The organism is Butyrivibrio hungatei NK4A153 (assembly GCF_000424465.1).
GTDB lineage: Bacteria > Bacillota > Clostridia > Lachnospirales > Lachnospiraceae > Butyrivibrio > Butyrivibrio hungatei_A.
Genome location: NZ_AUJY01000001.1, coordinates 335,523 through 356,894, shown reverse-complemented (window position 1 = coordinate 356,894; position 21,372 = coordinate 335,523). Strand labels below are relative to the sequence as shown.

The following is a 21,372-nucleotide window of genomic DNA, read 5'->3' as shown; positions in this document are numbered from 1 at the left end:
TTTCTATTGCAACAATCTATATATTCATAAAATAAGCATTCCGAGATTCTTTTCAAATGCTATTCCTTCATTTCCCGAAGTACCGTCTTTTTCAGCATCTTCAACAGACGCACGTATGAAATTCCCCGCAAGTTTTGAGGCTTCAAGAACATTCATACCGTTAAGGATTCCTCCAAAAAGAACTGCCGCAAAAAGATCTCCCGTCCCCGAATAATGAACACCGTTTGTATGAGACTTTATAAGGCCGTGGCCGTCTTCTGTTATCATAAGATTTCCGACTTCGCCCGCTTCAGGTACCGGTATTCCCGTAACGGCTATTATCTGCTTTCTTGCTCCTCTGACTTTTTCGGATACTTCAAGTATATAATTTATAAGCTCATCTCCCGAATACTTACGGTACTCACCGGAATCAACATCCGCAAGAAGACAAAGTTCCGTTATATTCGGTGTTATTATATCAGCCTCTTTAACCATCTCCTTAATCGCGCCGAGAAGCTCTTCCGAATAATTCATGTATCTCTCACCGTCATCTCCAAGCACGGGATCAACAAGTACACGTGTGCCTTTAGTCTTAAAAGCCTTTATGAACTCAAGCGCATTATTGGCCTGTACCTCGTTCAACATAAATCCGGTAATGATTCCGTCAAAACACGCTTTTTGCTCTTTGTATTTGGCTGTATACTCCGGTATAACTCCCGTAAGATCCTTACAATAATATGATGAAAAGCCCGTCTGAGCACTAAGTACCGCTGTCGGCACCGCACATGTTTCTATTCCCATTGCTGAAAAGACTGAAATATCTGCCACAAGTGAACATTTTCCCAAACCGGAAAGATCATTTATTGCTGCTACTCTCATTATGTTTCCTCTCTCGCCTGTTTATTTATAGCACTTTTCCAATATACTCCCATTCTGGTATCACATAAATATACAGCTCTATATAATTATTAAATACCAGATTCATCTGCACATCGATTGCATCCCTGCAGAACATATTTAATTGAATAGGGAATTTCGGAGAAATTTCAATTAAAAAGGCACGACCCAACAATGATATGAGCCATGCCTTATAAATCTAATCAAACAGCGATCCAAAGATCACAGATTAACGAACTGCTTTGTACTGTCAGAAAGCTGGTTTGTAACACGGTTATTGTTATCCATAGCCTCTCCGATACCCTGCATTTCTCCGACAATCTCTGTCGAGTTAGATGCTGAAGTATTGATTGCTACAGTACTTTCCTTAACAGACTCACTGATTGAAGTAACGGATGTTGCCATCTCAGCCATGATTGCATTGAGATTATCAGCCTTCGCATTGAACTTACTGAGCATATTGTCAATGATTACTGCTGTATTGCCGTACTTCTCACCGATTTCTACAAATGAATCATAATCGGAAAGAACTGTTGTGTTAATGAAATCAAGAACCTGAAGTGCATTATCCGAAAGGTCCTTAACTGCGCTTGTAACATTCTGGCTGATTGCCTGAATATTTCCGGCTGTCTGTCTGCTGTTTTCAGCAAGTGAACTGATTTCTTCAGCAACAACCGCAAAACCCTTACCTGCTTCGCCGGCTCTTGCCGCTTCAATACTTGCATTAAGCGCAAGAAGGTTAGTCTGTGATGCAATATCAAGAATGACATTTGTAAGTTCACCGATCTGGTTAACCTGCTCACTCTCTTTAACAGACATTTCAAGAACCTTACTGAGTTCTTCCATCTTAGCACCTGTATTGCTCTTTTTAAGATTAGCTTCATCACGAACGTTTGATGCCTCAACCTTGATCTCCGTTGCAGCTTCCTGTCCGCCGTATACTTCATCATTTATGCTCTGAGTAGCACGCTTAACATCTTCAAGCTTATCAAGCATACGATTTGCTGTATGTGATACATTCTCCATACTTGCAGAAAGTTCTTCGAGAGCTGCCGATGTATTTGAAACATTGTCATTTGCCTTCTGAATCTTCATGGAAACTTCTTCTTCAGAAGTAGCAAGTACCAATGTACCCTCTCTGATCTCACGCATGATTGTCTGAAGAGTTTCAATGAATCTGTTGAATCCCTTCTTAAAATATATAAGCTCAGAATCAACGCTTGTCGTAATTCTCGAAGTAAGGTCACCCTGACCGTTATCAATTTCATCAATGATCCTGTTAACTTCATTGGACATTGAAGAAATCTTACGGATAATAAGGAAATAGTTCATAAAGAATGTTGCAATAATGCAAAGGATAAAGATGCTAAGTCCGATAATAGTTTTTGCTACCGCACCGTTTCTCATATCTATCATGTCATAGATAGATCCTGTTGCAATCTGCTCCACAGCATAATTAAGCTCCTGCAAATTCTGCTCCACTACCCCGAGCTGATCCTTTACATCTGTTTCCATCATGTGTGCACATGAAGCACCTTGTGCCTTCTTCGCAAGCTCATATGCCTCATCAACGAGACTTACATACTTCTCAACACTTTCCGACAACTGCTGAGCTACACTCAAGGCTTTCACCGAATACTCACTTGTATTCTTTCCAAGCTCATCCATAAGATCTGTCAGATTCTTTTTGAGCTCCGCTCCGTTCTGCTGCACCACATTTTCAATATTCTTCTTCTGTTCTCTGTCTGTATATATATAACTAAAAGGCTGAGAATACAGGAAATAGACCTTGGCAGATATCTTGCCTTCGTAATTATTTACATTGGCAATATACGACATAAGGGAAGAAGACATATTAACAGAGTTGTCCAATGAGTCCATCGTTGTAAACATGACCAGTCCAAAAACAAGAGCCATAATAACGTTAACGGCAATAACCTGAGTTAGAATAGAATTAAACCACTTAATACCACTTTTTTTTCGTTTGTGTCCCATATAACCCTCCAGATGCTAGTTGTAATAAAGCGCATTAGTTTACTCAATAATAATATAATTGCATTATAATTTAAGCAAGCTGAGTTAATATAAATAGTAAAAATTTCATATATTTATCCAGTATTTGCAAGAAATTAGTTAAAAAAATGCTACTTTATCACTGTTCTTTAGCAACAAAAAGTGTTCCTACTTTCTTTTTTTCGATAATATCATATAATTTTTCCGGGTTTTTTCCGTTGGTAATAAGCACGTCTATTCCATGTGATGTAGCTAGTTCTGCCGCTTCCAGTTTAGTGATCATTCCGCCGGTTCCTCTGTTTGAGCCCGATCCGGACGCAACGCTCTTAAGCTCTTCAGTTATCTCTTCTACTCTGCTGATAACCTTGGCATTGGGATCCGTATTGGGATTGCCGTCGTAAAGCCCGTCAATATCAGAGAAAATAATTAGCTTACTTGCATTACAGAAAATAGCAACAAGCGCAGAAAGCATATCGTTGTCGGAAAAGAGCTTCTTATCCGACTCAATCTCCGTATGGCTAACCGAATCATTTTCATTAACTATGGGAATAATATGATTTTCCAAGAGTGCATCGAATGTATTCTTGAGATTTTCGCTTCTTACAGGATTACAGAAATCCGCATTATCAAGCAAAATCTGTCCGACCATTCTGTTATATTCACCAAAGAATTTATCATACAGATGCATGAGCTCTGTCTGTCCGACCGCTGCAGCCGCCTGCTTGAGCCTTATCTCCTTGGGCTTCTGCGCAAGGCGCATCTTTCCTGCGCCTACCGCAATCGCTCCCGAAGATACCAGTACCAGATCGTACCCCAGATTCTCAACACCGGACAGTGCTCTGCATAAATGATCAAGTGAACGAATATCAACATTTCCGCTGTCATTCGTTATAGTAGATGTTCCAACTTTTACAACTATTCTCTTCTTACTTACGCTCATATCAGTTCCTTCTTCACTTTATCAGAATAAATTGATTTTATATTGGCATAGTTAATTAGTCAAGAAGTTGCTAAATTGAGCCTGTGAAGTAAGATAATTAGTTACCTTTTTCAAGAAATGGTCTCGCAAATCTGACGTTAAAAAAATCGATGAGCGGTCCCATAAAGAATGCCGTTAATATGCCACTATTACGAAAACAACTTGTAAATCGCCGCGGTCACATTAATTCCCGGTCCGTAGCATGTCAGCAGCGCATCTGCGTTATTGTAGTTTGCAAGGTCATACGGAAGATTCGTACTAAGCACCACACTCTTTTTGCCACTTGTCTTTGCTTTTTCAATCAGCACATTTACCGAAGCAGTGTTTTTAAGATCCTCTCCCGTCGCGCAGGAAGATATGCATACGACCACATCCGCTTTTTGGATATCGGAATCTGCAGTAGCCGGCAAGCCGCCTTCAGTGCTAACATATGTAACAGACTTAGCTCCTGCCTTTTGAACACCTGACTTGATTGCAGATAATTCATCTTTCTTAGGATAAAAAATAACTACCTTCTTATCTTTTCCGACAGGACAAACGCCGTCATTTTTCTCTTCCTTAACGCCTGCTGTTGCAAGCTCCCATTCAACGGCTTTATGCTGCTTAGAGCCGACCAAGCTTGCAGCCTTCTGTGGAGAAGCTTCTACGGAAGTATCCAAAAGTCCGTATTTATCCTTAGCCTGCAAAATTCTCATCACAGAATCATACAGTCTTGCTTCGGAAATCTCTCCGCTTTTGACCTTTGCCGCAAGAGCTTCAATATACGCATCCACATCTTTCAAACTCTTGGACGAAGTAAGGCTTACAGGCATCAAAATGATATCCGCGCCGGCATTTATCGCTCTGGCCGATGCATCAACCTTGTCAAAATTCGTAGATATGGCATCCATCTCCATAGAATCGGTAATGATAAGTCCCTTATATCCAAGTTTTCCTCTTAGGATCTCCGTCAAAAATTTCTTTGACAAAGTCGCGGGTAAATATATCTTTTGTCCGGAAGACTTTGAAACGCACATTTCCTTTTCTATCTGCGGGTATTGAATATGCGCCGTCATTATAAAATCCGAAGCCGAAGCAAGAGAAGCATACGGAACGAGCTCTGTTTTCACCAGCTCCTCATAAGTCTTATTGACCTTTGGAAGTCCTGTATGGCTGTCAACATCCGTATCTCCGTGTCCCGGAAAATGCTTAAGACAAGTCATTACACTCTGTCCATGAAGGCCGTTTACATACTGCAATCCAAACTGCGTTACAACATTTGGATTTTCCGAAAAAGACCTGACACCTATAACGGGATTTGCCGGATTACTGTTCACATCCACAACCGGTGCAAAATCAAGATTAAATCCCTGCACAGCCAATTCCTCACCGATCACGTTTGCAGCTTTAAAAGCATTTGCAGCATCGCCCGTCGCCGCAACAGCCATGTTTCCCGGCAACTTCGTACCGGTCTTTAAACGTGTGACTCTTCCGCCTTCCTGATCTACAGCGACAAACATCTTGGATTTAAAACCACCACTTAAATGTGCTTTCTGAATGCTGTTTATCAGCTTCGTTGTCTGAGCCGCATCCTTAGTATTCTGCGAAAAAAGAATCACTCCGCCAAAATCATATTTCTTCAGAGCACCTGTAATCTCCGAATTTAAAGAAGTCAGCTCCTTATCGTTCCAGGTTCGCATCGACGGCATGATCATCTGAGCCAGCTTTTGTTCCACCGTCATTGATGAAGCAATAGCCTCAACCGACTCCTTCGCTTTTGCATAACTACCGTTATTGCAAGATACCCCTGTTGCCATCACGCATGCCAAAAGAATTGATGTAAATCGCCTCATATGATCACCTTTCTGTTGTACATTTATGAATATTGAAAAAGCGCGTAACCACGCGCTTTTTAAGTTATGGATTAGACGGGAGTCGAACCCGTGTCCAAAAATTCATCCCCTGTACTTCTACTATCATAGTCAATTATTGCGGGATTCTGCATCCCTGTTCCCTCATGCCTGCAGTAATTGACAACCGCAAACAATCGGTAGCTTCATGATACGACCACAACCGCAAAGCTTAAGCTGTGTCGTTTCCTACAAGTTTTGACGCCGATTACCGGATATGTAGGTGTACCCGGGTCGACGGGCTGCACTTAGGCAGCGTATGCTAAATTATCGTTAGCGTTTAATTTTAATTTGAGGTTTAACGCACCATCCTGCGGATAGCTTCTCCAGCTTCAAAATCCCTGTCGAAACCTTTACTAACCCTTATTAAATTATATGCAAAGAGCCTGTGGCTCTTATTGCTTATTAAGTATATCGTCTAAACAGCCATTTATCAACAGCTTTATCACTTAAATCTCATCTTGAATTCTTTTTCAGCTTCTCTCTGCTGGTCTTTCTTGGCCATATCCGCACGTTTATCATACAGCTTCTTACCTTTGGCAAGACCGATCTCGACCTTAACCCTGCCGTTCTTAAAGTACACTTCAAGTGGAACAAGTGTATATCCCTGAACCATCTTCTGCTGGTCGAGTTTTCTTATCTCAGTCTTGTGCAAAAGAAGTTTCTTAACCCTGAGCGGATCCTTATTAAAGATGTTTCCCTTCTCATACGGAGTGATATTCATTCCCATGATAAAAGCTTCACCTTTATCAATACTGATCCAGGCTTCTTTTATACTGCACTTTCCCTGGCGGATAGATTTAACTTCCGTTCCGAAAAGTTCAATACCTGCCTCGTATTTTTCTTCTATAAAATAATCGTGATAAGCCTTTTTGTTATTGGCTACCAGCTTTCTTGCCTTATCTTCTGCCATAATGATTCCTTTTTATTTTCTTCTTTTCCCTTTGCCCTGAGCGCTTCTTGCAGCCTTACTCGTGGCAGACTTCTTGTATTTATGCACCTTGTAAACTTTGCGGGTTGATTTCTTCTCGCCGTTATCATCAGTCTTTTTTCTTCCGGAACGTGATGATTTCGCCGTAGAACCTCTTCCGGCCTTAGCACTTTTTTTGCGCTTAGGCTTAGGCTCTCCCGTCCTCGGATCGGGCTCATACTCATTAAGATCTATCAGCCTGCCCGCATATTCAACAAGTCTTTTCCTGACAAGCTCTTTTGCAGAATCCTCCGAATCGTCAAACTCATCCTCTGAATAGTCTACACCCTCGTTTATATTTTCCGCAGCTTCACTGAGCTTTCTGATCTTCCTTGCCTTATCCTCGGCAATCTTTCTTGCTTTTGGAACAAAACGATCCCCAACAGGGTAAAAATCTCCATCATCGCTATCGGGATCTATCAACATAAAGTCTATCGTCTTGGTAATCCTGTCAGCTCCGAGAACACGTATCATGACTTTCATTCCGAGAGTATACTCTTTGTGATATCGCTCTCCCACAAGCTTCATCGAAGTTTCATCATACACGTAGAAATCATCTTCCATTGAAGCCGCTCTGATCATGCCCTCGCAGGAGTTTTCAAGTTCAACGAACATTCCCCACTGAGTAACGCCGGAAATAACACCTTCAAACTTCTCTCCGATATGATTTTCCATGTACTGGGCCTTCTTGAGCTTTTCAGTCTCACGCTCAGCCTCTTCCGCTCTTCGTTCCATCTCGGATGAATGCTTTGCAACTTCATCCAAAATTTCCTCATAGTGAGAAACCTTGGCCTCATTCATCCTTCCGCGAAGATGATCCTTGATTATTCTGTGTATCTGAAGATCGGGATATCTTCTTATCGGTGACGTAAAGTGGCAATAATAATCAAACGCAAGTCCGAAGTGTCCCGTGCAGTCTGTGCTGTACTTAGCCTGCATCATGCTGCGAAGAGTCATTCTGCTGACTACCGCTTCTTCTTTGGTTCCTTCTATGCCCTTTAAGAGTTTCTGTATCTCTTTTGGCTTAACTCCCTCATCTCTTCTGGTTTTGATATGGAACCCGAAGTTATTTACAAAAACAGAAAGAGTTGCGATCTTCTCAGGATCGGGCTGTTCATGAATACGATACACGAAAGGACTCTGCATGAAATAAAAATGCTCTGCAACAGTCTGATTGGCAGCAAGCATGAAATCTTCAATAAGCTTTGTTGCCGTATTTCTTTCACGCATAACTATATCTGTAGGATTTCCGTCCGCATCAAGAAGAATCTTTGATTCAGGAAAATCAAAGTCAATAGCACCTTTCTTCTCACGTCTTTTTCTGAGAATACCGGAAAGAACCGCCATATCCTTGAACATGGGAACAAGATCTTTGTACTTGGCAATTTCCTCTTCATCCTCATCTTCGAGAATCTTCGCAACCGAAGTATATGACATTCTCTCATTGACGTTAATGACCGACTCAACAATATTATGATCGACGATGCCGCCGTTTTTATCAACCGTCATAAGGCAGCTGAGCGCAAGCCTGTCTTCGCCGTGATTTAAAGAGCAAATGCCGTTAGAAAGCCTGTGCGGAAGCATTGGGATAACTCTGTCTACGAGGTACACGCTCGTTCCTCGCTTTAGCGCCTCTCTGTCAAGCGCAGAGCTTTCCTGCACATAGTTTGTAACATCGGCTATATGCACACCCAGATGATAAAGTCCCTCATCATCAACATAGAGACTAACCGCATCATCAAGATCCTTGGCATCCTCACCGTCAATAGTGACCATAGTGAGGTCTCTTAAGTCTTCTCTTCCGTACATATCAGCTTCGCTTATGGAATCGGGACACTTATTGGCCTGATTGATAACTTTCTCGGGAAATTCATAAGGTATTCCGTTATTTTTTACAATAGACAGGATATCTACACCCGGATCGTTTATATTTCCGATTATCTCAAGAACTTTGCCCTCGGGCTTCTGTCTCTTTGCGATATTTCCGTAATCCGTTATCTTAACAAGAACCTTATCGCCCGTAACAGCTTTATTATGATGTTCTATCGGGATAAAAATATCACTGGTAAACTTATCACTGTCGGGAATAACAAAGCCAAAATTCTTCTCAGCCTGGTACGTTCCGACAATCTCTTCAATACCTCTTACAAGAATATTTCTGATACGGCCTTCTTTTCTTTTACCCGTCTGTTCTTTCAGAAGCTCAACTTCAACAGTGTCGGAATGATAAGCCCCGTGCACGTATTCCTCGGGGATAAAAATATCCTCATCCATATCGTCAACGCTAACAAAGCCGAATCCTCTGGCGTTTGAGATAAATTTACCCACTATAAGCTCAGCGGATTTTTTCTTGCTTCCGCCATATACGCTGTCTTCTATTCTCTTAAGTTTTTTCCCCTTACTCATAATTAAGCTCCACGACATTATGTCAAATACGAAATAAGGCACTCTAAATTAATAGAGTGCCCGAAATCCATCAAAAACAAAGATCAAATAATATTCATATCAAGAAATACACTTAATAAGATGAAAAGAATAGCAAGGACAACTGTTAACTTCTTCATCATTCCTTCTGAAGAACGTCCCTTATTCTTACCCCAGTATGTATTCTCAACTGAACCTTGAATTGCCCCAAGTCCCTGGCTCTTGCCTTCCTGAAGAAGAACAAGAACTACCAGAACGGCACATATCAATATAAAAATTACACCTACTACGTAATTTAAAGCATTCACAAAAATAGCCCTCCCAGTACGTATTACTGAAAAAAATGTTTGTCGCAATTAGCGAACAAATAATACTTTAACATATTATCACTTTTTTATCAACAAAGACTTTCCTGTCATTTCCTCAGGCTGCTTCTCTCCCATGCACTCGATAAGTGTAGGAATGATATCTGCAAGGCATCCGCCCTCTCTGAGAGTGTACGCAGAATCGTAATTAACAAGGATGAAAGGAACAGGATTTGTTGTATGAGCTGTCCAAGGCTCGCCTGTCTCGTAATCGATCATCATATCTGCATTACCGTGATCTGCACAAATAAACATTGTTCCGTTTGTTGCCTTAATAGCTTCAACGATCTTGCCAACACACTCGTCAACTGTCTCGATAGCCTGAACAGCTGCAGGAATAACACCTGTGTGTCCAACCATGTCAGGGTTAGCGAAGTTAGCTACAACAACATCGTACTTCTGAGAATTGATAGCATCGAGAATCTTCTCGCATACTTCAGGAGCGCTCATCTGAGGCTTAAGGTCGTATGTGGGAACATCCTTAGGGCTGTTTACAAGTACTCTGTCCTCACCGTCGTTGGGCTTCTCAACACCGCCGTTAAAGAAGAATGTTACGTGAGCATATTTCTCTGTCTCAGCGATACGAGCCTGCTTAAGTCCCTTAGCTGCAAGCCACTCACCGAATGTATTTGTAAGAAGAACCTTCTTAAATGCAACTTCCTTATTAGGAATAAGAGGATCGTAATCTGTGAAGCAAACATAAGTAACGTCGGGTCTCTTACCTCTGTTAAACTTATCAAACTCATCATCACAGAAGCAGTGTGTGATCTCTCTTGCTCTGTCAGGACGGAAGTTAAAGAAGATGATTGAATCCTTATCCTTAACTGTAGCAACAGGCTCGCCGTTCTTCATGATAACTGTAGGAATAACGAACTCATCTGTCTTGCCATCCTTATATGTCTGAACCATGCACTCGTGTGCGCTGTCTGCCTTATTACCCTCGCCCTTTGTAAGCGCATTGTATGCAAACTCAACACGGTCATAGTTATTATCTCTGTCCATAGCATAGTAACGGCCGGAAATAGAAGCAATCTGACCTACGCCAAGTTCCTTCATCTTATCTTCAAGCTGCTGAACGAAATCAATTCCGCTCTCCGGAGGAGTATCTCTTCCGTCAAGGAAGCAATGTACATATACTTTGCTGAGACCGTTCTTCTTAGCAAGCTCAAGAAGTCCGTAAATATGTGTAATATGGCTGTGTACACCACCATCTGAAACAAGTCCGTACATGTGAAGTGCAGAATCATTTGCCTTACAATTATTAATTGCAACCATAAGCCCTTCATTTGTGAAGAAATCACCATCCTCGATAGACTTTGTGATTCTTGTGAGCTCCTGATACACAATTCTGCCGGCACCCATATTCATGTGTCCAACCTCTGAATTACCCATCTGTCCGTCAGGAAGACCTACCGCAAGTCCGCTGGCATTTCCCTGTACAAAAGGATATTCCTTCATAAGTGAATCCATCACAGGAGTCTTTGCCATTGCAATAGCATTTCCCTCAGGATTAGGGTTGATTCCGTATCCGTCAAGAATCAAAAGAACTGTTGGCTTTGAACCTTTCATTTATATATTCCTCCATATCTACGCTTAATGCGATTAAAATACTAATAAATTAATTTTTTCCTTGGATAGTATATCTCAAACAGTACCAAAATGACAAGATAAGTTTATTTTAGTACATAACCGTTTGAATCTACTCTTTTGACACGGCCGTCTTCCTCATTACAATCTATACTGATATAAGAAATAATAAGTTTTCCGCCGTCGTTAAGCGCAACAGGCTCCTCAATGACAGAATTAAGTTCCTCACTGCCTGCTCCCGCTTTTTCCAGATTAACAAGTTTTTTTATCAAATCTTCAAGATTGACAACACCTACCTTCTCTTCTCCGCAGGTAACGTCATACTCATAACGGCCTGAATCCCCATCCTCAGAACCGGAATATGCAATATCGACAATATATAGCTTCTCATATCCGCCGGAAATATCAAAACAATTATCATCATTTCTGTTTGCATAGATATATGTAGTTCCACCGGCCGGATGATATTCGGTTCCCGCAAGTTCGATCATTGCATTATTCTGCTCGTCGCTTAGCTTTTTATGTATATAATTTTTTCCCGCAGCTCCGCATGAATACGCAATGGTTCTGTATGACTCCGAAACGGCATGCGTGGAAATATTTTCTTTGTTATTCGCAAGATACTTCATCACGTTCCCCTTATGAGACGCAATAACCGCAGAATAAGCATTTATTCCGGGAGCCAAAAGAGCTACGTAAGAAACCGCAATTACTATGCAAAATACAACCGGCATAGCGTTCTTCTCTTTTTTCATGTTGTATATATACAAAACAAAATATGCGATCTCAAATACAATAGCTGCAATACCCGCGTATCTTGCAAGTGTAAGACCATATATGTAAATCTGCCTTCCAAGACTCACGATTTCCATGATGATGCAAGGAATAAAAAGAAGCGGCATAAATTTAAAAATTTTTCTCATGCTCTCTTCGCATATTCCCTGAGCCATCGTCCATATAAACACGCCAAAGCCAAAGAGCGATGTAAGAATACCAAACACCATATACATCGGAAACATCCATTTTACGATCACTTTGATTATATAGGCATAGATGATCACAAATGCAATTGCCAAAAGACCTGTAAGCACGTAGCTTAGCATCACTTTGCCAAACTTAGAGATTTCATCCTCAGTCTTGGAAATCCCCATAAGCATGCAAGGATACTGAACAAATCCGAGAAGCAATATCCACACGCGCTCATAAACGCTAAAATCAACTTCAAATATAAGTGCACTAAACGCCCCTATGATCATCATAAGACCGATAAGAACGACGCAAAAAACAATCTCCGCTTTCATAAGACCGCAAAAAGCCTTTGCAGTATATTCTTCAAACGTACAACCGCTCTTTTTTAAGAACAGGTATAAAGACACGCATATCACAGCGACCGCAAAACATGCCACGATCCTGTAATCGTATTCCTCCCAGAGATCTACAGTAAACTCCGAAACACCAATTTTTTCCGCAATTGTATTGTGCCCGTATGTAAAAAATAATGCCGTCAAAACACCAAGTATCGTGCTAAAAACCATGACCGCAGCACTGATGGCCAGATATCTCTTATTCTTAAAAATATGATTCTCACCGCTTTTTATTTTATATACACGAAAAGCTTCACAGGGAATCGCTCCCAAAGCAAATATCAAAAAGAATATGGCAAGGCATCTGACAATGCGCGTTGCATCATCACTTCCGCCATCGCAAATGAAGCTGTACAGAATTGTTGCTATCAGTACGCTTATAACTGAAACCGGATGTTCTTTTACAATTTCAACAAAACCGTTTTTGATTTTTCTAAGTCCCAACATACTTCCTCCTTAACTCTCTTTATGCCTTCTCTGTCTTATCTATGGTAATATCGCATTCGATATCGGGTTCCACCCTCTTTATTCTATCTTCGAGATATGCGGTTATTTCATCGTCTTTCATACTGTATTTGTATGGAACGCTCAGATCAAACGCAACCCTGTGCCCCTTATCATTTGAATGTTTAAGCCTGAAATCGTGAAATTTAAGCTCAGGATCAAGATTTTTTACAATGCAGCTCACTTTGCGCTTTAATCTGTCGGTGTCCTTATCTCCTATAACTACGGGATCCATATGTATAACAACCTCGCAGCTGTATTTGGCCCTGAGTTCATTCTCTATATCATCGATAAAATCATGAACGGTCACAAGATCGAGTCTTCCGTCAACTTCGGCATGAAGCGACATAAAAAGTCCCGTAGGACCGTAATTGTGTATCACAAGGTCATGCACTCCGAGAATATTTTCGTGTAAAAGAACCGTCTCTTCAATTTCTTTTACAAGCTCTTTACTGGGTGGCTCTCCCAAGAGCGGATTGATCGTATCTTTTGCGGCATCAAGTCCCGTTTTTACAATGAGTATTCCAACCAGTATTCCCACATAGCCATCAAGAACAATACCTGTTTTGCTCGTAATTATCGCACATACAAGTACGACGGTTGTTGTAAAAACATCGGAAATACTGTCAAGAGCCGTATTATTAAGCGCAGGGCTCTCTATCTTCTTTGCAGCTTTCTTATTTCCCATGTACATCAAAAATTTGACAAATATGGCAAAGATCAGAATACCTGCCACAACAGGATCAAAGCTTATCTCTCCGGGATTGAGTATTTTCCCAAATGATGTACGGATAAGCTCAACTCCCATGAGAATAATAAGAAGCGCAACTATAAGTCCCGCAATATATTCAATTCTTCCATGTCCGAAGGGATGTTCCTCGTCAGCTTCATGCCCCGAAAGCCTGAAGCCCACAAGAGTCACAACGGATGAACCAACATCCGAAAGATTATTTAAGGCATCTGCCATAATTGAAATCGATCCGGTAATAAATCCAGCGATCAATTTAGATACAAAAAGAATCAGATTCAAAAAAATTCCGACAGCCCCGGAAAGCACGCCGTATTGCTGCCTGACTTTCGCATTCTTAACCTGCGTATAGTCTTTTATGAAAAACTTTGCAAGAAAACAGATCATACATGTACAGAGTATTGCAAGCAGCCATTATCTGTTGTCTTCAAAAAAATGAATACATATCAGAAGTGTCCCTCTGCCCACAGATACCTCCGCCTCCTCATCAATGATAAACTCATTACTGACACCAAGCGGAAAATCACTTGTAAGAGTCCCCTTATCAAGCGTATACATTAGTCCTTTTAAAGTTACTTCGTAGGATTTTTCGGAAAGCGAAAAAACTGAAAGATACCCCGTATTTCCTCTGTTAAACTTAATAGTTTCGTTCTCCGCAATCATGAGCATCTTATCATGCTCCATGATATATCCCGTTCCGCCGTTATGTTTAATATACAACAAAGTCTGTACATTAGCAAAACTATGGTCGAAACGTGCCCCGCCCAGAGCACCGTACAGGTATATCTTTTTATAGCCTTTTGAAAGAGCTATCTTAACAGCTTTGATGGTATCGGTATCATCCTTTCTCACATCAAGGCGCAGGATTCTGTCCGGATCCGACTCGGCGATCTCTTCAAGGCTTCTAAGAGCCTGTGGACCAAGCTCAGCCGTCGAATCAAAGTCACCCACAATAAGATTGGGCAAAAGTCCCAGTTGCTCCGCATATGCAAAACCTGCGTCACATGCAATAAGATAATCACCTTCATTGAGTTTTATATCAACCGGAACAAAACTTCCGGCGGAAATTATTACACATTTAGGCTCAATTCTATTATTATTCACTACATTTCCCTCAGTTGTATGATATTTCGTAACTAAAACAATACTTTCATAACAGGTATTTTTAACTATATCATAAAGCTAATTTATTTTAAATAATATTGCGTGTTACGGAAAAGTACACACATTCCGCTTGCTTACTTTGATAGGCTAATTTTAGCCTACTAATTAATTTGTACACTAATATGAACGAAATCTTGCAAAAATTACACTTTGTGCTTATAGGCATAGACATAATCAAAAAAATTAAATAAAATCAGATTGTGGTTAAAAGTAATCACAACCACTGTTTAAGCTATCCTCAAAGTAAACCCCCACTTTTCTCTCTTTTCTAAACAGGGCAGAAATCGCAAGATTTCCGCCCTGTTTAACTTTTTATACAAATATTTATTACTCTGAAAGCAATTCTCCCATCTCTTTAATCGAAGCAAATACCACATCAGGTTGCACTTTAGATGTAGGAATATCCTCTTTTTTGGTCTCGCCCGTAAGAACCAGAACTCCCATTGCGCCGTTATTTACACCGGTCGCAACGTCCGTATATATTCTGTCCCCTACAAATGCAATTCTTTCAGCAGAAATTCCCGTAGATGCAACTATCATATCAACCGTTTCTTTAAAAGGCTTTCCGACAAATCTTGGCTTAACTCCAGTAGAAAGTTCAATCGCCGCACATATTGCGCCGCAATCGGGGATAAATCCGTTTTTCACAGGACAATTGATATCCAGATGTGTCGCAAGAAAAGTTGCTCCCTCTCGTATATATATGCACGCATTTGTAAGAGTCTCATAAGTAAGAGTCTTGTCAAATCCGACAACAACGATATCGGGACGCTCTGCTTTCCTTCCATCCGCAGATACTCCCGTCTTTGCATCATACAGATTTATTCCCGCATCGACAAAGCTCTTTCTGAGCGGCTCTGTACCGAGAAGATACACTGATTTTCCCTGATACTTTGTCTGCAAAAATTTTATCATCACATCTCCCGATGTCATGATCATATCACTCGTGATATGGCAGTTCATTCGCGCAAGTTTCTTGATGTACTCCTCAGAAGAAGTAGATGAATTATTGGTAAAAAAGATATATCTTTTGCCGGCTCTTTTCACCGCTTCCAGAAAGTCAAGTGAGCCATCCAATATGTCATTTTCAAGATAGAAGGTTCCGTCCATATCAAGTACAAACAGATCCGTGTTATTAAGTATTTTTTTCTTATTCTCCAAGCTAAACATTTTTACCTCGTCAGTCTTCTATATATTTTCATTATGCAGGTGCTTGTCATAAAGCAAAACAATATCACCTGCTTTTATAACAAGTTTACCGTTAGGAACCAGGGCTTTATTATCTCTTCTTACCATGAAGATATAACTTTGTCTAGAAATGTCTATATCCCTGATCGCAGTGTTATTCCATGAATGGCCTTCATTTATGACAATCTCTTTTATCGCAACAGGCTGAAGTTCCTTGGTCTTTTCGGCGCACAAAACAATAAGGTCGTTTGCACGAAGGACAGTGCCGCCCCTTGGAATTATCGTTTCATTGTTTCTCTGAACAGCTACCACCATGATATCCTTCGGAAGGCCTATATCGGCAATCTTCTTCCCCGTCCATGAATCATTACTCCCAAGCACGACCCTGATAAAGTGAATATTCTCTTCTTCCTCAAACTCTCCTATATCCTTAAGCCTCTGGAACTGTTCGACGAATCCCGCGGAAATGATACCTGTAGGGATTGCGACCATTCCGACGCCCAGAAATGCAATTATTATTGCAAGTATCTTACCCATAATCGTAACAGGGTATATATCGCCGTATCCTATGGTTAGAAGCGTCGATGCCGACCACCATATACCGGAAAAGGCATTTTTAAACACTTCCGGTTGCCTGTCATGCTCAACGCTGTACATACAAAGGCTTGCTGCCATCATAAGTATAAGTATTATAAACACAGAAGCCATGAGTTGCTGCTTCTTTCTGTTTATTACTTCCGTTATGACATTAAGTTGATCGTAATAGGAATTGATTCTGAACAGCCTGAGAATCCTTGCAACTCTGAAGAGTTTGAATACAGCTGTTCCTGCCGGAAAGAATACCGGGAAAAATACTGAAAGATAGTAGGGGAAAAACGATAAAAGATCAACAATACCCGTAAAAGACAAAATATATTTTCTGAGTGATGTAAGCTCACTATCCTTTGGATAAAGCTCATTAGCGGAAAGAAGCCGTAAGATATAGTCAATTGCAAAGAAAAATGTTGTCACAGCCTCAATCCCAAGAAGGAGCCCTTTATAATGCTCCTCCATGTAATTGTAGGTTATCGCAAATGCTGAAAAGAGATTTAGAACAAGTGCAACAATACTCAAAAAGTCATAGAATCTGTTGATAGGCTCATCTATCACACCGACACTGACCATATTAAATATCTTTGCTCTTAAGGTCTTGCCGATCAGAGTTTTTCTGTCTTTCACTGTTCCGCCTCCCTTACGCTCAGCCATAAATCTTTACTTTTTGCGTTTTCCAAAGCTTTCCATTACAAGATCGTCGACATCCTGAAGATAATCAATACTTCTCTTTTTATTCTCTGCTTTTATATTTTTGCGATCTGACTTTGATACATTCATTGTATCTCTATCTTCGCCCATATACCATGCTTTTGTAGATTTCTCATCCTTGATGTTGAGTCTTCCTACATTCTCAAACACAGATGCTCCGTCCTGATATGACTTGGATGAAGAACGTTCTCTTCTCGGCTTGGGAGAAGTGTTCTCTCTTTCAGGGAGCTCCGCATTCTTATAAGAGGATCTGCGCTTATCGCTTCCCCTTCTGTCTTCAAACTTTCTTCTGCCCGAAGATGAACCTCTCTTACCGTCTGTAGCGCGTCTGCCTTCAAACGCGCCTTTTTTCATATCGGAAGCTCTTCTTCCACCGTTAGGACCTCTTCTTCTGTCTCTCTTTCCGGTTCTCTCGTCATAACGGTAATCTCTTCCACCTCTGCGTCTGCGATCGCCGTAATCACGGTCTTTCTCAAAGAGAACAAGATCCTCGATATCGGCACCCATCTTGAGCTTCATGAATCCGGCAGCAAGCTGCTCCGCAGTATACTCGCCCTCTTCAATTTTCTGATTTACAAATTCAAGAGTAGAAGTAATATCGCCGTTCTCGATTATATCTATAACTTCACCGAATACCTTCTGTGACTTAACTCTTGTGATCTCTTTTGCAGAAGGAACTCTTCTTTCCTCAATCTTGGTATGACAAACTCTCTCGATCTCGCGGAGCTTGTACATCTCTCTTCCGCCGACAAGCGTAAATGACTTACCGCTTCTGCCCGCACGACCTGTTCTTCCGATTCTGTGAACATAATACTCGATATCCTCGGGAATATCGAAGTTAAATACAGCCTCAACACCGCTTACGTCAATTCCTCTTGCCGCAACATCCGTAGCGATAAGGATATTGATCTTATCGGTTCTAAAGAGCTTCATAACGGTGTCTCTCTGATTCTGTGAAAGATCGCCGTGAAGTCCGTCTGCAAGGAATCCCTTGCCCTTGAGCTTCTCTGAAAGCTCATCAACCATTCTCTTTGTATTACAGAAAATAAGTGTTCTTCCGGGATTGAAATAATCAAGAAGTCTTACAAGAACTTCTTCCTTCATTCTCTGTGGAACCCTGTAGTAAGTCTGCTCGATCGCTGCTACAGTGATCTCCTTGGGAGTCATCTTTATATATTCAGCATCTTTCTGATACTTTCTTGTTATCTGCAAAATAGGCTCGGGCATTGTTGCTGAAAAAAGAGCTGTCTGTCTCTCCTCGGGCATTCCTTCAAGGATAGTCTCAATATCCTCTCTAAAGCCCATATCAAGCATCTCATCCGCCTCATCAAGTACGAGAACCCTGACATCCTTCATCTTCATGGTATGTCTTCTCATGTGGTCCATAACACGTCCGGGTGTGCCGACAACAATCTGTACTCCGGCCGAAAGTGCTCTTATCTGTCTTGAAATATCCTGGCCTCCGTATACCGCAAGAACCTTGATTCCATGCATATACTTGGCAAAATCTCTTATATCGTCGGCAGCCTGCATTGCAAGCTCTCTTGTAGGGCAAAGCACAACTGCCTGTAAGTGTTTATTCTCGGGATCAACTTTCTCCAAAAGAGGAATACCAAACGCAGCGGTCTTACCTGTACCCGTCTGCGCCTGACCTATGATATCTTTACCTTCCATCATTACAGGAATTGCCGCTTTCTGGATGGGGGACATATACTCAAATCCCATCTCTGAAACAGCACGGATTATCTTCTCATTAAGACCTGATTCGTCATATCTGATCTTTATTTCTTCGTTGTTATTATTTACTTCCATTCATTACATCCTTATTTTTTACAAGGTAATCCACAAGAGAAATGATGGTGAGCGCAAGTGCTATCCACATAATTACCTGTGTAAGCATATAAAAAGCGTCGTTCTGTATATTTGCGATCATCAGGATTACCATAATCATTTGAAACGTTGTCTTAAATTTGCCCCAGTAGCTTGCGGCAATTACTCTTCCGTTGTCGGAAGCAATAAGTCTGAATCCGCTGATAACGAATTCTCTGGCGATGATAACTATAACTATCCATGAAGGAATTCTTCCAAGTTCTATAAGTCCTATCATCGCACTGCAAACAAGAAGTTTGTCTGCCAAAGGATCCATAAACTTACCAAAATCAGTGATAAGGTTATATTTTCTCGCAATCTTTCCATCAAGCATATCGGTAAGACTTGCTATTACAAATATTCCAAGCGCGATCCATTTAAATGAAACGCTGTTAGGATCAAATAAAAGAAAAAATACAAAAAAAGGAATCAATATTACTCTGCATACTGTTAATTTGTTCGGTAAATTCATATTTTTTCCTCCCCAATCAAGTCGTATTCGTTAGAGCCTGTTATATGTACCTTTATATAATCGCCTGTCATAAGCTCTCTCTGCACTCCGGTCACAAAAAGATAACCGTCTATATCAGGAGCATCCTTATATGTACGCGCAACATAGGACAGGCCGTCATCATCATCTGAATCTGTGATTCTGCCTTCGATAACCGCATCGACATCTCTTCCGACCATCTCACCGGCAGCTTCAAACGCAATTTCCTGCTGAAGCTTCATAAGTTTATTCCTTCTGGTCGTCTTAACCCTCTCAGATACCTGATCCGGCATAGTCGCAGCAGGTGTATCTTCTTCCTGTGAATATGTAAATACACCCAATCTGTCAAATCGAAGATCTCTCACAAGCGCCATCGTCTCATTGTGATCTTCCGCAGTTTCTCCGGGGAACCCGCTTATAAGCGTTGTTCTTATGCAAATATCCGGAATCTCTTTTCGAAGCTTGCCTACAAGCTCCCTAATCTCGGCATTGCTGGTTCTGCGCCCCATCTTCTTAAGGATCTTATCCGATCCGGACTGAATGGGTATATCAAGATAATTACATATCTTAGGCTCATTTTTTATAGTTTGAATAAGTTCATCGGTGATCTCTTCCGGATAACAATACAAAACCCTTATCCACTTAAAGCCCTCAATCTCGCAAAGCTTATGCAAGAGTTCAGGGAGTTTCTTCTCTCCGTAGAGATCCATTCCGTACAAGGTTGTTTCCTGTGCAACTATCAAAAGTTCAGAAACACCTTTTTCCGCAAGCTTATTGGCATCTTCCAAAAGCTGCTCCATCGGAACACTTCTGTAATTTCCTCTAACTTTGGGTATTATGCAATAAGTGCAATGTTTATCGCACCCTTCTGCAATCTTAAGATAATTAAAAAGACCGCCTGTAGTAATAATTCTGTCCATGCCTCCCACAGGCTTTTTATTGATATCATCAAAATAGTTCTTGTGAGAAAAAATCGTGTTTCTGGCTAAAGTCTCATCAATAGCTTCTATGATCTTATCAGAGGATGTTACACCAAGGATTTCATCGACTTCCGGAATCTCATCCTGAATCTCTTCCTTGTATCTCTGTGCAAGACAGCCCGTAACGATAAGCGCCTTCAGCTGTCCTGCCTTTCGAAGCTCCGCAAGTTCAAGTATTGCATCAATGCTTTCCTGCTTAGCATCATTTATAAAGCAGCAGGTGTTTACAACTGCTGCTTCTGCTTCCGATTCATCATCTGTAAAGTCATACCCACGGCTATGCAACATACCAAGCATAACCTCGGTATCAACTCTATTTTTGTCGCATCCAAGCGATACAAACAATATCTTCATATCAGTTTTCTTCTGTACTCTCAACTTCCTCAATTGCGTCTGCGCTATCAAGCTTTTCTTTTTCCTCTTCAGTAAGAATGCGAAGAGTATCCTGATTCATTTCCTCAACCGCAATTGAAAGAGGCTTCTGCTTATCCTTAACCTTAACCATAGGCTCGTCACCTGCAATAATCTGTCTTGCTCTCTTTGCAGTAGCCATAACTACTGAATATCTTGAGCTGATTACAGGCTCCTCACCCTCTTCAACTCCCTTGTTTACTACTTTCATCAGATCTACATATGAAGGATGTATCATGTTGTTCCTTT

Annotated in this window: 17 protein-coding genes and 1 other RNA gene; all 18 read right to left on the bottom strand. The window is 41.0% G+C overall.

Going from position 1 to position 21,372, the window contains the following annotated elements; translation table 11 throughout:
• Nucleotides 1–24 precede the first annotated feature (24 nt).
• The 18 genes from G628_RS0101650 to rpoZ all read right to left on the bottom strand — a co-directional run bounded on the left by G628_RS0101650 (nucleotide 25) and on the right by rpoZ (nucleotide 21,334).
• Nucleotides 25–858 (bottom strand): bifunctional hydroxymethylpyrimidine kinase/phosphomethylpyrimidine kinase, encoded by an 834-nt coding sequence (locus tag G628_RS0101650; protein ID WP_034500504.1) that lies wholly within the window; start codon nucleotides 856–858, stop codon nucleotides 25–27.
• Between the two features lie 240 nt (nucleotides 859–1,098).
• Nucleotides 1,099–2,871 carry a methyl-accepting chemotaxis protein gene (locus G628_RS0101645; RefSeq protein WP_026666675.1) on the bottom strand — a complete coding sequence of 591 codons (1,773 nt, stop codon included), beginning with the start codon at nucleotides 2,869–2,871 and terminating at the stop codon, nucleotides 1,099–1,101.
• Nucleotides 2,872–3,028: 157 nt separating this feature from the next.
• Entirely contained in the window at nucleotides 3,029–3,829 is an 801-nt protein-coding gene (gene proB / locus G628_RS0101640; protein WP_026655055.1) for a glutamate 5-kinase, read from the bottom strand.
• A gap of 188 nt (nucleotides 3,830–4,017) precedes the next feature.
• Complete coding sequence (locus G628_RS16110; RefSeq protein WP_081670515.1) at nucleotides 4,018–5,700, bottom strand: glycoside hydrolase family 3 protein; 1,683 nt, start codon at nucleotides 5,698–5,700, stop codon at nucleotides 4,018–4,020.
• A gap of 64 nt (nucleotides 5,701–5,764) precedes the next feature.
• Nucleotides 5,765–6,120, bottom strand: a transfer-messenger RNA (tmRNA) gene (ssrA, locus tag G628_RS18370).
• Nucleotides 6,121–6,202: 82 nt separating this feature from the next.
• A complete protein-coding gene (gene smpB, locus G628_RS0101630; protein ID WP_026512786.1) occupies nucleotides 6,203–6,670 on the bottom strand; it encodes an SsrA-binding protein SmpB in 468 nt (155 codons plus the stop codon).
• Nucleotides 6,671–6,682: 12 nt separating this feature from the next.
• Entirely contained in the window at nucleotides 6,683–9,133 is a 2,451-nt protein-coding gene (rnr, locus tag G628_RS16105; RefSeq protein WP_034500502.1) for a ribonuclease R, read from the bottom strand.
• 83 nt (nucleotides 9,134–9,216) lie between these two features.
• The gene (gene secG / locus G628_RS0101620) at nucleotides 9,217–9,459 is read right to left on the bottom strand and encodes a preprotein translocase subunit SecG (RefSeq protein WP_026655058.1); all 243 of its coding nucleotides are present in this window, start codon (nucleotides 9,457–9,459) and stop codon (nucleotides 9,217–9,219) included.
• Nucleotides 9,460–9,537: 78 nt separating this feature from the next.
• Nucleotides 9,538–11,085: a 2,3-bisphosphoglycerate-independent phosphoglycerate mutase gene (gpmI, locus tag G628_RS0101615; protein ID WP_026655059.1), complete on the bottom strand. Its 1,548-nt coding sequence runs from the start codon at nucleotides 11,083–11,085 to the stop codon at nucleotides 9,538–9,540.
• A 104-nt stretch (nucleotides 11,086–11,189) separates the two neighbouring features.
• The gene (locus G628_RS0101610; RefSeq protein ID WP_026655061.1) at nucleotides 11,190–12,914 is read right to left on the bottom strand and encodes a DUF4153 domain-containing protein; all 1,725 of its coding nucleotides are present in this window, start codon (nucleotides 12,912–12,914) and stop codon (nucleotides 11,190–11,192) included.
• A 19-nt stretch (nucleotides 12,915–12,933) separates the two neighbouring features.
• The gene (locus G628_RS0101605) at nucleotides 12,934–14,106 is read right to left on the bottom strand and encodes a cation diffusion facilitator family transporter (RefSeq protein ID WP_027208294.1); all 1,173 of its coding nucleotides are present in this window, start codon (nucleotides 14,104–14,106) and stop codon (nucleotides 12,934–12,936) included.
• A 27-nt stretch (nucleotides 14,107–14,133) separates the two neighbouring features.
• Nucleotides 14,134–14,823, bottom strand: a complete 690-nt coding sequence (locus G628_RS16100) for a thiamine diphosphokinase (RefSeq protein ID WP_051198943.1) — start codon at nucleotides 14,821–14,823, stop codon at nucleotides 14,134–14,136.
• A 387-nt stretch (nucleotides 14,824–15,210) separates the two neighbouring features.
• Nucleotides 15,211–16,053 (bottom strand): HAD-IIA family hydrolase, encoded by an 843-nt coding sequence (locus tag G628_RS0101595; protein ID WP_034461991.1) that lies wholly within the window; start codon nucleotides 16,051–16,053, stop codon nucleotides 15,211–15,213.
• A gap of 18 nt (nucleotides 16,054–16,071) precedes the next feature.
• A complete protein-coding gene (locus tag G628_RS16095; protein ID WP_081670513.1) occupies nucleotides 16,072–17,316 on the bottom strand; it encodes an ion transporter in 1,245 nt (414 codons plus the stop codon).
• A gap of 6 nt (nucleotides 17,317–17,322) precedes the next feature.
• A complete protein-coding gene (locus tag G628_RS16090; RefSeq protein ID WP_051198941.1) occupies nucleotides 17,323–19,185 on the bottom strand; it encodes a DEAD/DEAH box helicase in 1,863 nt (620 codons plus the stop codon).
• Nucleotides 19,172–19,714 carry a CDP-diacylglycerol--glycerol-3-phosphate 3-phosphatidyltransferase gene (pgsA, locus tag G628_RS0101580; RefSeq protein ID WP_026655065.1) on the bottom strand — a complete coding sequence of 181 codons (543 nt, stop codon included), beginning with the start codon at nucleotides 19,712–19,714 and terminating at the stop codon, nucleotides 19,172–19,174. Before pgsA ends, G628_RS16090 begins: the two co-directional genes overlap by 14 nt.
• Entirely contained in the window at nucleotides 19,711–21,066 is a 1,356-nt protein-coding gene (rimO, locus tag G628_RS0101575) for a 30S ribosomal protein S12 methylthiotransferase RimO (protein WP_026666672.1), read from the bottom strand. Before rimO ends, pgsA begins: the two co-directional genes overlap by 4 nt.
• Before the next feature lies 1 nt (nucleotide 21,067).
• Nucleotides 21,068–21,334: a DNA-directed RNA polymerase subunit omega gene (gene rpoZ / locus G628_RS16085; RefSeq protein WP_330365391.1), complete on the bottom strand. Its 267-nt coding sequence runs from the start codon at nucleotides 21,332–21,334 to the stop codon at nucleotides 21,068–21,070.
• Nucleotides 21,335–21,372 lie beyond the last annotated feature (38 nt).